This window comes from Polynucleobacter parvulilacunae (genome assembly GCF_018881715.1).
Lineage (GTDB): Bacteria > Pseudomonadota > Gammaproteobacteria > Burkholderiales > Burkholderiaceae > Polynucleobacter > Polynucleobacter parvulilacunae.
Genome location: NZ_JACVPW010000001.1, coordinates 1,014,745 through 1,027,615 on the forward strand (window position 1 = coordinate 1,014,745; position 12,871 = coordinate 1,027,615).

Genomic DNA, 12,871 nt, shown 5'->3' on the forward strand with positions numbered 1-12,871 from the left:
ACATGTTTAATAGGGGGCCTGATGTCTGCAGCAGAAATTAAAACCAATACCAATCAAAAGATGGAAAAGTCTCTTGAGGCTTTGAAGACCAATTTAGCCAAGATTCGTTCTGGCCGTGCTAACCCGGGAATTTTGGAGCACATTCATGTGGATTACTACGGTAACCCAACACCATTAAGTCAGGTTGCTAGCTTAGGTTTAGCAGATGCACGCACCATTAATGTTCAGCCATTTGAAAAGACCATGGTTGCGGCGATTGAGAAAGCAATTCGCGATTCCGACTTGGGTTTAAACCCAGCATCCCAAGGCACGGTAATCCGCGTGCCAATGCCTGCATTGACTGAAGAGCGCCGCCGTGATCTCACTAAGGTTGTGAAGAATGAGGGTGAAGAAACCAAGATTGCTGTTCGTAATTTGCGCCGTGATGCGAATGAACATTTAAAGCGCCTTACTAAGGATAAAGAAATTTCCGAGGATGAAGAGCGTCGTGCTACTGATGAAATTCAGAAGATGACCGATAAAGCGGTGATCGATGTCGATAAGATCGTTTCTGAAAAAGAAAAAGAGATCATGACGGTTTAACCCCGTCCTGACTTTAGTTTTTCATGACTCAACACGCCAGTTCAACCCTAGCTATTCCAGAGGTCAGCGCTGTTCCTCGACATGTAGCGATCATTATGGATGGCAATGGGCGTTGGGCTAGCAAGCGCATGATGCCTCGTGTCGCTGGGCACTCTGAAGGTTTAAGTGCTGTGCGCAAAATTGTTGCGGAATGTCGCAAGCTTGGCGTTGAGTATTTAACAGTATTTGCCTTTAGTTCTGAGAACTGGCGCCGCCCACCAGAAGAGGTGGGTTTCTTGATGAAACTATTTCTGAAGTCACTCAAGGGCGAAGTATCTCGCCTTGCTGAAAACGATATTGCTTTGCGTTTAATCGGCGACTTAAGTCGTTTTGATAAAGCCATCCAGGAGATGGTTGAGTTTTCTGAGGAAAAGACTGCTGGTTGTAAAGGCCTCACCTTTACGATTGCGGCCAACTATGGTGGTCGCTGGGATATTTTGCAAGCAATGCGTCAATGTCTTACCGCCAATCCTAATTTGCAGCCAGAGCAGGTTACTGAAGAGTTGCTCCAGCCCCATCTTTCGATGGCTTATGCCCCTGAGCCTGATTTATTTATTCGTACCGGTGGTGAGCAACGCGTAAGTAATTTCTTGTTATGGCAATTGGCTTACACGGAGTTGTATTTCACAGATATCTTGTGGCCTGACTTTGATGAAAAAGAATTACACAAGGCGTTTGACTGGTTTAGTCAGCGCGAGCGCCGTTTTGGTCGTACCAGTGCTCAGCTTGCATCCCAAGCAATGAGCGATGCAGTTTGACGCAGCTAATTACTAAACTCATTCTCCCATGTTAAAAACCCGAGTCATTACCGCCCTTGTTCTACTGGCGGTGTTATTGCCTATACTTTTTCTGCTTCCCCAAATTTATATTGGCGCCTTCTTCTTGGTTGCCTTATTGGCCGCTGCATGGGAATGGAGTCGTTTGCTTGCTCCAGAGGCGGGGCGTGCTGCTTGGATATACGCCTTGTTTTGTTTGATCATTATTTTGTTTTTGCTGGGTATGCAAAACGCTTCCTGGCAATTTGCCTTATTGCTACTGGCAGTCATCTTTTGGTTCTTTGTTGCACCTTTTATTCTTTCCAAAGGTATGAATCTCTCGCTTGAAAAGCTGCGTCCATTTTATGTTGTGCTTGGTTTAATTATTTTGCCTGCCACTTGGTTTGCTTTAGTGTTCTTGCGCGAATTAGGTCTTATCTTTTTACTTAGCACCATAGCTTTAGTGTGGGTCGCAGATATTGGGGCTTACTTTGTTGGTAAAGCATTTGGAAAGCACAAGCTCGCTATTCAAATTAGCCCAGGCAAATCGATTGAAGGCGCCATTGGTGGCTTGGTGCTTTGCTATGGGTACGCATTCTTGTGCGTTTACTTCCTATCTTTCGAGTCAACTCTGTTCGGCGCATGGGCAGTTCGCTTTGGTTGGATTCCAATGTTCTTAATGGTTACGGTGTTGACTGCCTTCAGTATTTTTGGAGACTTATTTGAGTCTCAGCTTAAACGTTTGGCGGGCGTAAAGGACTCTAGTCACCTATTGCCTGGTCATGGTGGCGTTTTAGATCGTGTAGACGCTTTGATTCCAACGATGCCCATTGCAGCGCTTCTAGCGGGATTGGTGTGATGTCAGTAAAGCAGGTTGCAATCTTAGGTTCAACCGGTTCTATCGGTGTTAATACGCTCGACGTTATTCGTGCGCACCCGGATCGTTTTCAGGTAGTTGCACTCACTGCTGCAAAGCAGGTTGATTTATTAGCTGAGCAATGCGTCGAATTCAGGCCGGCTATTGCAGTAGTAGCAGACGCTGATGGAGCGGCTCGCTTACAAAAACGCTTGCTTGAGAAAAAAATCAATACTCAAGTACTGTATGGACCAAAGGCTTTGGTGACCGCCGTTACTGAGTCCAATTGCGATACTGTTATGGCTGCCATCGTTGGCGCCGCAGGATTGGTGCCGGCATTGGCAGCAGCTAAAGCAGGCAAAAGAGTATTACTCGCCAATAAAGAGGCATTGGTGATGTCTGGCGATTTATTCATGCAGGCAATGAAACAGGGTGGTGGCGAGTTATTGCCAATTGATAGTGAGCACAATGCGATCTTTCAATGTCTGCCAAATCAATTTTCCAAAGATCCAAATCCAAGTTTAGGTGTTGAAGAGTTATGGCTGACAGCCTCTGGCGGCCCTTTCAGAAATACTCCACTTGAGCAGTTAGCAGGCATTACTCCCGAGCAAGCTTGTGCACATCCTAATTGGGTAATGGGTCGAAAGATTTCTGTAGATTCTGCGACGATGATGAACAAGGGGCTTGAGGTGATAGAAGCTTTTTGGTTGTTTGGTTTGCCTTTGGAAAAAATTAAAGTATTGATTCATCCACAGAGTGTGGTGCATTCGATGGTTCGTTACCGCGATGGTTCGGTACTTGCTCAACTAGGTCAACCAGACATGCGCACTCCGATTGCCTATGGTCTTGCGTGGCCAGAGCGTATTGAAGCGGGTGTAGCCCCATTGAGTTTGACGCAGTTAGCGGCACTGAGTTTTGCTGAGCCAGAGTTGGAACGCTTTCCATGCTTATCTTTGGCATTTGCAGCTGCAGCGGCCGGAGGCACGGCCCCAACTGTTCTTAATGCCGCTAATGAAATTGCGGTAGCAGCATTCTTAGATGAAGGTCTGCCCTATTTGCAAATACCAGTTGTGGTGGAGAAAGCATTGAATACGATCTCTTCGGTTAACGCGGACTCATTGGAATTGATTTTGGATGTGGATATGCGCGCTCGTCGTGTTGCAGAAGAAGTAACTAAGGATATTCTTTGCAGGCATTAATTACACTTGCTGCTTTTCTATTAACGCTGGGAGTGCTGGTCAGCTTTCACGAGTTTGGGCATTTTTTTGCCGCTCGTTGTTGCGGAGTTCGGGTCCTGCGTTTCGCAGTTGGGTTTGGTAAACCGTTGTTTACTTATCACGCAAAAAATAAAACAGAGTGGGTATTGGCCTCTATTCCATTGGGCGGCTATGTGAAGTTGCTCGATGGGCGAGATCCACAACAAGTAATTCCGTTGGCTGAAGAGTCGCAAGCTTTTGATCGAAAGCCGCTTTGGCAGCGGTCCCTCATTGTTGCCGCAGGTCCCTTTGCCAATTTTTTGCTGGCAACCCTCTTTTTTGCTTTCATTTATATATCCGGAGCCCCGCAATTGCCGGCTGTTTTGCAGAATCCTCCGGAGCAATCGGTTGCGGCCAAGTTGGGTTTGGTAGAAGGAGATCGAGTTATTGGGTGGCGGGATTTGGGCTCCGAGGAAGACGGCTTACCCTCTTTTGGTGATTTTGACCCTGTTCCAAGTTGGAATGCCTTACGCTGGAGTTTGATGGATGCACTTACTGGGCAAAGCGGGTTCGCCTTGGAGTTGCAAACCCCGGCTGGCGCTAGCTCAATAAAGGCCTTTTATGCCAAGGATTTACCCAAAATCAGTCCAGATAAGGATCCCATGCTGGCGCTCGGCATTCTTCCGACAAAAATCCCTTTGGAACAGTGGCAGGAGCTGAAATTGGGGCCCTTAAATGCCCTCATCTTTGCATCTAAGCGGGTATGGGTAATTACCAAGGTTTCCGCAAGGCTAATGGCCGGATTATTTACGGGAAATACCTCCTTAAAACAGCTGGGTGGGCCACTCAGTATTGCCGACATGGCAGGCAAATCAGCCCAGGTAGGGTGGCAGCCGTTTTTAGCCTTTTTGGCACTTATGAGTATTAGCATTGGTTTGCTAAATTTGCTGCCTTTTCCGATGCTGGATGGGGGTCAGCTACTGTATGATGCATGGGAGTTGGTCGCTGGTAAGCGGATTTCGACATCAATGCAAGAGCAGCTCCAAAAAGTGGGCTTTATTTTGCTGATTTCTATGTCATTACTAGCCTTGTTTAACGATTTACAACGCTATATTTCGCCTTGAATTCTCTGACACATTCTTTCCGTATTTTTGCCCGTTTGATTGCTCAAGGCCTGATATTTTTTGCGCTTGGATTGAGTTTGAATGCGTCCGCAGCCGATTCTTTTGTGGTTAAGGATATTCGTGTTGAGGGATTGCAGCGCGTAGAGCCTGGGACAGTATTTAGTTATTTGCCGGTTCAGGTAGGTGATACCTTCACTGAAGAAAAGAGTGCCGAGGCAATCAAGACTCTCTACAGCACTGGATTTTTTAGGGACGTCCAAATTCAGGCTCAGGGCAACGTTCTCATCGTGATCGTGGAAGAGCGCCCAACGGTTTCTCGTATTGAATTTACGGGGATGAAAGAGTTCGATCCTGAGATCGTTCGCAAGTCTTTAAAAACCGTGGGTGTTGCTGAAGCACGTTTTTACGATAAAGCGTTAATCGATAAAGCAGAACAAGAATTAAAGCGCCAATATGTCGGTAAAGGTATGTATGCCGCAGAGGTGGTTGCTACAGTTACTCCGGTTGAGCGTAATCAGGTAGCTGTCTATTTCAATATCGATGAAGGCCCTGTTGCCAAAATCCAAGAGATTAATTTCATTGGTAATGAGGTATTCAGCGAAGGCACTTTAAAAAGTGAGATGCAGTTAAAAACTGGCGGTTGGTTGTCTTGGTACAGCAAAGATAACTTGTACTCAAAGCAAAAGTTAACTGCCGACCTAGAGTCCATTCGCTCATACTATTTAAATCGAGGTTATCTCGAATTTGTGATCGACTCCACTCAGGTATCTATTACTCCCGATAAGAAGGGCGTCTATCTCACGATTAGTATTCGCGAAGGTAAAAAATTTACCGTCAAGGATGTTCGCTTGGCTGGTGAAACTTTAGGTAAAGAAGCTGAGCTGATGCAGTTGATTGTCCTGAAGCCGGGGGATACTTTCTCATCAGCTAAATTAACAGAGAGCACCAAAGCAATTGCTGAGATTTTGGGTTCTTATGGTTACGCATTTGCGACCATTAATCCGCAACCAGACATTCGTCGCGAAGCTGCTGAGGTTGACCTTACTTTAGTTGTTGACCCTGGTCGCCGTATCTATGTGCGCCAGGTGGCAATTTCTGGTAACGCTAAAACTCGCGATATGGTGATTCGTCGGGAGATGCGTCAGTTTGAAAGCTCTTGGTTTGATAGCGATAAGATTGATTTATCTAAAAAGCGTTTAGGCCGCTTAGGTTACTTTACTGAAACGGATATCACCACGGAAGATGTCCCTGGATCCCCTGATCAGGTTGACGTCAATGTGAAGGTTACAGAAAAGCCAACAGGAGCCATTACTGTTGGTGCGGGCTTCTCCTCAACCGAGAAATTAATTTTGTCTGCTGGTATCAATCAAGATAATGCGTTTGGTACTGGTACTGCGATTGGTTTGAATGCGTCACTCGGTAAGATCACTCAGAATTTGACCCTTTCAAATTACGATCCGTACTTTACGGAAGATGGCATTAGCCGTTATACCGATTTGTACTACCGTTCAAGTAAGCCTTTGTATTACGCTGGTGATCCTGACTATCAAATCAAGTCAGTAGGATCCAACATTAAGTTTGGCGTGCCTTACACAGAAGTGGATAGAGTGTTCTTTGGGACTGGCTTGGAGGCCTTTCAAATTAAAACCTCGCCAAACACTCCAATACCGTATTTAAATTATGCGATGAGTTACGGAGTGGCTTCACCAGGCTATCCAGGCACGGTCACAACTTATAACGTCCCTGTAACTGTGGGTTGGGCGCGCGATGGACGTGACAGCTCATTAATTCCTTCGACTGGTTCCTTGGAGCAACTCTCAGGCGAAGTGGGAACCCCGGTTGGCGATCTTACTTTTTACCGCATATACGGCCAGTACCAGAAATATCACTCATTCTCTAAGGCCAACATTTTGTCCTTTAATGGTGAAGTGGGCTATGGTCAAGCGTACGGCACTAACCCATTCCCAATCACCAAAAACTACTATGTAGGTGGTATTGGTTCTGTGCGCGGTTACTCACCAGGCTCTTTAGGACCTCAGTACTACAACTCTATTATTGGGGCCTTTCAACCCACCGGTGGACAGTCCAAGATTGTCTCTAATGTGGAGTACACCTTCCCGGTTCCTGGCTCGGGCGTTGACAAGACCCTGCGTCTATTTACCTTCGTTGATGGCGGTAATGCTTTCGGCCAAAACATCAATTTAGTTCTGAGATACTCCTATGGATTGGGTTTATCATGGATATCACCCCTCGGGCCTTTGAAATTCAGCTACGGTATTCCGTATAAGACACAACCAACGGATAATGTACAAAGATTGCAGTTCCAAGTGGGTACAGCGTTTTAATTGTTTAAGGAAAGTTTTATGAAGCTTTATCAATCTACTAAATGGATTCAAATTGGCCTATTTGCCGCGGTAGCGGCTTTAGTTGCGCCACAAGTTTACGCACAAGATTCTGGAACGCGCGTTGCAGTTGTGAACTCTGAGAAGGTGTTCAATGAGTCCAATCTTGCTAAAGCTATGCAAACGCGTTTGCAAAACGAATTCACAAAACGTCAAAATGATTTGCGTGATAGCGCCCAAAAAATTAAGTCTGCAGCTGAAAAGCTCGACCGTGATGGCGCTGTAATGAACGAAGCTGAGCGTGTTCGTCGCCAACGTGAATTGGCTGATCAAGACCGTGAATTGCAACGCAAGCAACGCGAATTCACTGAGGATCTAAATCAACGTACTTTTGAAGAGCGTGCAAAGATTGCTGAAAAGGCGAACTTGGTATTGAAGCAAATTGCTGAGCAGAGAAAAATTGACCTCATCGTTCAAGAAGCAGCTTATGCCAGCCCAAAGGCTGATGTAACCGATGATGTTATCAAGGCTTTAAATAGCCAAAAGTAAGCTTTATGCCGACCGCCATTGAGCTGGCCGAACAGTTTCAAGCAAGCTTGGTGGGAGAGGCTTCCCACGAATTTACTGGCCTCGCTCCTTTGGAGCGAGCGCAGCCAGGTCAGATATCCTTTCTTTCCAATCCGCTGTATCGACAACAGGCGAGCGAGAGCGCTTCTGGTGCTCTGATTGTTAGCAAGTCCGATCTCGAGTTTTTGCAAGCAAACCCCAATGCAAATTCTGCAAAGCGGGTGTACTTTGTATCCAAAAACCCATATGCCACTTTTGCCAGAATGGCTCAGCACTTTGCAAAAGCAAGTAACCCAATCTATCCAGCTGGAATTCATCCTAGTGCAGTAATTGATTCCACTGCCATTGTTCCTGCTTCATGTCATATTGGCCCCTTTGTGCAAATTGGTGTAGGTGTAAAGCTTGGTGAGCGCGTTGCAATTTTGGGTAACTCAAGCGTTGCTAAAGATAGCGTCATTGCAAGCGATACACTGATTTATCCATCTGTTTCAATTTATTACAACTCCCAAATTGGTGAGCGTTGCATTATTCATAGTGGGGCAGTCATTGGTGCTGATGGGTTTGGTTTTGCACCAGATTTTTCTGCTACTGGCGGGGAGTGGGTCAAGATTCCACAGACTGGACGTGTGGTGATTGGTAATGACGTGGAGATTGGCGCCTCCACTACGATTGATCGTGGTGCAATGAGCGATACGGTGATCGGCGCTGGAACCAAGATTGATAATCAGGTGCAAATTGCGCATAACGTAGTTATCGGTAGTTGCTGTGTCGTGGCGGGATGTGCCGCTATATCTGGTAGCACTAAGATTGGTAACTTCTGCATCATCGGTGGTGCCGCAAACTTTGCAGGCCATCTCACTATCGCAGACAGAACAACGGTTTCTGGTAATACTTCCATTATTCGCTCTATTACTGAGCCTGGGCAGCATTTCACAGGCGTGTATCCATCGATGCCTCATGGTGCATGGGAGAAAAATGCCGCTATTTTGCGTGGGCTAGATAAAATACGTCAGCGCTTGCGCTTACTGGATAAAAATAAAACCACAGAGTCATAAGATTCTGTAATCTAAAACGAATATTTACTTTTAAGCAGGTTATTTATGAGCACACCAATCGCAATCGATATCAATAAGATTCTTCAATTGCTACCGCATCGCTACCCATTTTTGTTGGTGGATCGCGTGCTAGAAATTACACCACGTGAGAGCATCACTGCATTAAAAAATGTCACTATGAATGAGCCATTCTTTCAGGGTCATTTCCCAGATTACCCAGTAATGCCTGGCGTGTTAATTATTGAGGCTTTAGCGCAAACTGCTGCTTTGCTCACATTCTCTGAAGAACGCGCGGAAGATGCAATCTATTACTTTGCCGGTATTGATGGCGCGCGCTTTAAAAAGCCTGTGTTACCTGGTGATCAACTCATCATGACTGCAAAATTAGAGCGTGAACGCGCAGGTATTTATAAATTTTCAGTGCAAGCAACTGTAGATGGTGAGATTGCTGCAGAGGCCAATATTACTTGTGCAGTACGTTCGAAAGGCGTGTAATGACTCGGATTCATGCATCTGCTGTAGTAGACAGTAAGGCTGAGTTAGCTAGCGATGTTGAAGTTGGCCCATATTCCGTCATTGGCCCTAATGTCAAGATTGGTTCTGGCACTAAGGTTGGCTCACACACAGTGATCGAGGGTTATACAACCATCGGTAAAGAGAATAGTTTTGCGCACTTTGCCGCCATTGGGGGTCCTCCACAGGATATGAAATACCGTGGCGAGCCGACTCAACTCATTATTGGTGATCGCAATACCGTTCGTGAGTTCACTACGATTCATACGGGCACATCGCAAGATGAAGGTATTACTCGTATTGGTAATGACAATTGGATCATGGCGTATGTACATATTGCCCATGACTGTCAGGTTGGTAATCACACCATCTTCTCAAGCAATGCGCAAATAGCAGGTCACGTGCATGTCGAAGATTGGGTAATTATGGGCGGTATGTCTGGCGTTCACCAATTTGTCCGTATTGGTCAGCACGCGATGCTGGGCGGCGCATCTGCCTTAGTACAAGATATTCCTCCATTTGTTATTGCTGCAGGAGATAAGGCATCTCCTCATGGCATTAACGTTGAAGGTTTAAAGCGTCGTGGTTTCTCCAGTGAAACGATTTCTGCTTTACGTCAGGCATATAAAGTTCTTTATAAGGATGGCCTTAGTTTTGAAGAGGCTAAGGTAGAGATCCAGAAGATGGTTGTTGCAAACTCTGCAGATGCACAGACTGCAGAAAAGTTAGCGCAGTTCCATGACTTTATTGCCGCCTCTACACGCGGCATCATTCGCTAATAGGATCACTTTGCCAAAGTTAGCTTGTGTAGCTGGCGAACCTTCTGGCGATCTTCTAGCTGCGCCAGTACTGAGTGCGCTAAATCAAATACCAGATATGTCTGGCCTTGAGGTCTATGGTATTGGTGGTCCTCGCATGCAGGCCGAAGGTATGCGGTCCGATTGGCCGATGGAAACCCTAAGCGTGCGTGGTTATGTTGAGGCAATTAAACAGTTGCCTGCTATTTTGAAACTGCGCAAAGAGTTAATTCAAAATCTTCTCCATGAAAATCGACCTGACGTCTACCTAGGCATTGATGCACCCGACTTTAATTTAGGGGTGGAGTTGCAGTTACGTAAGGCAGGTATTCCGACATTGCATTTGGTATCTCCTTCTATTTGGGCATGGAGAGCAGGGCGTATTAAGAAAATTGCTCAAGCAGTTGAGCGCATGCTCTGCATCTTCCCTTTCGAGACAGAGATCTATGACAAAGCTGGTGTTGCTTCTACTTATGTCGGGCATCCACTAGCCAGTGAGATCCCGCTTGAGCCTAATATCCGGCAAGCTAGAGAAAAGCTAAGTCAGCACCTCAAAATTTCTACTGCAGCGCTTGATGGATTGGTGATAGCTGTCTTACCAGGTAGCCGTGGATCAGAGATTGAGCTCATTGCACCAGTCTTTTTTGAGACTATGCAGCTATTAAATGACCGACTTAAAGGGCAGAAGCTTAATTTCTTAATTCCGGTGGCAACACCAAGATTGCGTGAGCCTCTAGAGCAGCTTTTGTTTAAAGCAAAGAGTGCCAATCCAGACATTCAAATTCATTTGCTCGATGGCATGGCCGATGAAGTGCTTGAGGCATCTGATGTTGTATTGATTGCGAGCGGCACAGCCACTTTGCAGGCGGCGTTATGGAAAAAGCCAATGGTGATTTCTTATAAGGTGCCTTGGTTGACCGCGCAGATTATGAAAAGACAGGGTTATCTACCTTATGTGGGTCTTCCTAATATATTGTGCGGTGAATTTGTCGTTCCGGAACTGCTGCAGGATGACGCGACTCCCGAGAAACTAGCTAATGCATTGCAAGAATGGTTGGAACATCCCAGTAAAGTTGCCAAATTAAAAGAACGTTTTGCGCAGATGCATGAAACACTACGCCGACCTACTGGTTTACTGGTTGCGCAGGCTGTAGCGCAAACAATTGCCAATAATCGCAATAAGCAAGTAAGCGCATGAGTCTGATTTGGGTCTGCGGTGTTGATGAAGCAGGGCGTGGTCCATTAGTAGGTGCCGTGGTTGCTGGTGCCGTCGTACTCGATCCCAATAATCCGATTGAGGGTTTAAGGGATTCCAAGAAATTAACTGCTGCTCGTCGTGAATATCTCTATGAGCAAATCATGAGTAAAGCAAAAGCATGGGGTGTTGGTGAAGCCAGCCCAGCTGAGATCGATGAGATTAATATTTTGCAGGCCACCATGTTGGCAATGCGTCGAGCCATTGAGGACCTCACAACTCGTCTTGGCGCTTGGCCTGATAAAGCATTAATTGATGGCAATCGTTGTCCAGAGTTGCCAATTGATGCTGAAGCCATTGTTAAAGGTGATGCTAAAGAGCCTGCTATTTCAGCAGCATCGATAGTAGCCAAAGTTACGCGTGATCGTCAAATGATGTCTTTGCATGAGCAACACCCAGAATATGGCTTTGCTCAGCATATGGGTTATCCAACAGAGGCTCACTTTGCAGCCCTGAAGCAATATGGCGCGTGCGATCAACATAGGAGAAGCTTTTCTCCGGTGAGAAAAGTTCTAGAATTGCAAAACCACTAAGCTATGAACTTCGATCTGATTACCTCCAAAGAGAACCCTTTATTTAAAGAGGTTCGCCTATTGCAAGCCACGGGCTCCAAAGGGCAGAAGGCTAGACTAGCAAGTGGCCAGGCTTTATTGGAAGGAATCCATCTGGTGCAGACTTGGGTTGGCGATCCAGCCCTAAAGATATTGCTCACTTCAGAAATCGGTTTAAAGAATATTGAAATCTCCCAAGCTGTTTACGAGCATCTAGAGATTTGTCCTGAGACCAAAGTATTCCAATTGGATAGCGCTCTTTGGGACTTACTTTCTGATTTGGTAAATGCGCCTCATATTGCAGGTCTTCTTGAACTTCCAAAATCTACTCTGGCTACACCACAATCTATTGCAACCCTAGAGGGTGATGTAGTGATATTGGATCGCGTACAAGATGCAGGTAACGTTGGGTCTATATTACGTACAGCAGCAGCAGCCGGCTTTACAAAGGTGATTGCCCTATCAGGATGTGCGCATCCATGGTCTACCAAAGTATTGCGTGCAGGTATGGGTGCTCACAAACTCCTAGATTTATACGAAGGCTGGTCTAACCAGCAGGTTTTAAGTGCAGTCACAGCTCAGCTACTAGCCACTACAGCAGATGCCGAGAAAGACCTCTACTCCCTTAAAAAAGAGTTACTGCATCCAGTCGCCTGGGTTCTGGGCAGTGAAGGACAGGGCGTATCTGAAGACCTTCTAGCGCAAGCCAAAGGCGTATCAATCCCAATCGATCCACGAGTGGAATCATTGAATGTTTCTACAGCAGCAGCGGTTTGCCTATTTGAGACCCTGCGGATGAGGCGCAGTTAGCTAGCAGCCTTTTCGATTGTCTGCTTTCGGCCAGTAGGCGTCACTTCTACTTTCTCAAGCTTCCAGGTGCATACCCAAACTTCTTCTTAAATGCAGCGCTGAAGTGGTTGACATGGGCATAGCCCAGCCTCTTGGCCAAATGCTTAAGGGCAACATTGGATTGTGCAATTACTTTATGCGCTGTGTTGAGTCTGTGATTGACTACAAAATTAAAGATGGATTCCCCGTACTCTTGTTGAAACTCATCATTTAGCAAGCGAGGGGATCTATCAAACTGAGCTGCTAGAGAATTCAGGGTGGGCAGCTTGCCTTCTAGTTCTATAAGGTATTGTTTAATATCTTTTAAACGCTTTTTAGCTTGCCTACTTGTTAGGTCTTTTTTATCAGGGTTTTCGCACAAGTATTTTGTTAGTTCAGATAAAAACTCTA

General features: G+C 46.0%; 14 protein-coding genes. 13 read left to right on the plus strand and 1 reads right to left on the minus strand.

Features of this window, described 5'->3' with window-relative positions; all coding sequences use genetic code 11:
* Positions 1 to 21 precede the first annotated feature (21 nt).
* From frr to ICN18_RS05400, 13 genes are read left to right on the plus strand one after another with little or no spacing between them, the layout of a single operon-like run.
* Positions 22 to 582, plus strand: a complete 561-nt coding sequence (gene frr, locus ICN18_RS05340; RefSeq protein WP_216189401.1) for a ribosome recycling factor — start codon at positions 22 to 24, stop codon at positions 580 to 582.
* Between the two features lie 23 nt (positions 583 to 605).
* Positions 606 to 1,379 (plus strand): undecaprenyl pyrophosphate synthase, encoded by a 774-nt coding sequence (uppS, locus tag ICN18_RS05345; protein WP_216189402.1) that lies wholly within the window; start codon positions 606 to 608, stop codon positions 1,377 to 1,379.
* Between the two features lie 28 nt (positions 1,380 to 1,407).
* Positions 1,408 to 2,235 (plus strand): phosphatidate cytidylyltransferase, encoded by an 828-nt coding sequence (locus tag ICN18_RS05350; protein ID WP_216189403.1) that lies wholly within the window; start codon positions 1,408 to 1,410, stop codon positions 2,233 to 2,235.
* Complete coding sequence (ispC, locus tag ICN18_RS05355) at positions 2,235 to 3,431, plus strand: 1-deoxy-D-xylulose-5-phosphate reductoisomerase (protein WP_216189404.1); 1,197 nt, start codon at positions 2,235 to 2,237, stop codon at positions 3,429 to 3,431. The genes ICN18_RS05350 and ispC overlap by 1 nt, the downstream gene beginning before the upstream one ends.
* Positions 3,419 to 4,552 carry a M50 family metallopeptidase gene (locus ICN18_RS05360; protein ID WP_216189405.1) on the plus strand — a complete coding sequence of 378 codons (1,134 nt, stop codon included), beginning with the start codon at positions 3,419 to 3,421 and terminating at the stop codon, positions 4,550 to 4,552. Before ispC ends, ICN18_RS05360 begins: the two co-directional genes overlap by 13 nt.
* Positions 4,549 to 6,897, plus strand: a complete 2,349-nt coding sequence (gene bamA, locus ICN18_RS05365) for an outer membrane protein assembly factor BamA (RefSeq protein WP_439650808.1) — start codon at positions 4,549 to 4,551, stop codon at positions 6,895 to 6,897. The genes ICN18_RS05360 and bamA overlap by 4 nt, the downstream gene beginning before the upstream one ends.
* An 18-nt stretch (positions 6,898 to 6,915) precedes the next feature.
* Positions 6,916 to 7,443 carry an OmpH/Skp family outer membrane protein gene (locus ICN18_RS05370; RefSeq protein WP_216189406.1) on the plus strand — a complete coding sequence of 176 codons (528 nt, stop codon included), beginning with the start codon at positions 6,916 to 6,918 and terminating at the stop codon, positions 7,441 to 7,443.
* A 5-nt stretch (positions 7,444 to 7,448) separates the two neighbouring features.
* Complete coding sequence (lpxD, locus tag ICN18_RS05375; RefSeq protein ID WP_216189407.1) at positions 7,449 to 8,516, plus strand: UDP-3-O-(3-hydroxymyristoyl)glucosamine N-acyltransferase; 1,068 nt, start codon at positions 7,449 to 7,451, stop codon at positions 8,514 to 8,516.
* 45 nt (positions 8,517 to 8,561) lie between these two features.
* On the plus strand, positions 8,562 to 9,011 hold the full coding sequence (gene fabZ / locus ICN18_RS05380; protein WP_216189408.1) for a 3-hydroxyacyl-ACP dehydratase FabZ: 450 nt from the start codon (positions 8,562 to 8,564) through the stop codon (positions 9,009 to 9,011).
* Complete coding sequence (lpxA, locus tag ICN18_RS05385; protein ID WP_216189409.1) at positions 9,011 to 9,808, plus strand: acyl-ACP--UDP-N-acetylglucosamine O-acyltransferase; 798 nt, start codon at positions 9,011 to 9,013, stop codon at positions 9,806 to 9,808. Before fabZ ends, lpxA begins: the two co-directional genes overlap by 1 nt.
* Positions 9,768 to 11,024 (plus strand): lipid-A-disaccharide synthase, encoded by a 1,257-nt coding sequence (gene lpxB, locus ICN18_RS05390; RefSeq protein WP_216189410.1) that lies wholly within the window; start codon positions 9,768 to 9,770, stop codon positions 11,022 to 11,024. Before lpxA ends, lpxB begins: the two co-directional genes overlap by 41 nt.
* On the plus strand, positions 11,021 to 11,614 hold the full coding sequence (gene rnhB, locus ICN18_RS05395; RefSeq protein ID WP_216189411.1) for a ribonuclease HII: 594 nt from the start codon (positions 11,021 to 11,023) through the stop codon (positions 11,612 to 11,614). The genes lpxB and rnhB overlap by 4 nt, the downstream gene beginning before the upstream one ends.
* Before the next feature lie 3 nt (positions 11,615 to 11,617).
* Positions 11,618 to 12,442, plus strand: coding sequence for a TrmH family RNA methyltransferase (locus ICN18_RS05400; RefSeq protein WP_216189412.1), 825 nt, complete (start codon positions 11,618 to 11,620; stop codon positions 12,440 to 12,442).
* Positions 12,443 to 12,488: 46 nt separating this feature from the next.
* Here the strand turns inward: ICN18_RS05400 and ICN18_RS05405 are convergent.
* Positions 12,489 to 12,871: helix-turn-helix transcriptional regulator (locus ICN18_RS05405; protein ID WP_216189413.1), on the minus strand; the 383-nt coding region annotated here is incomplete at its 5' end.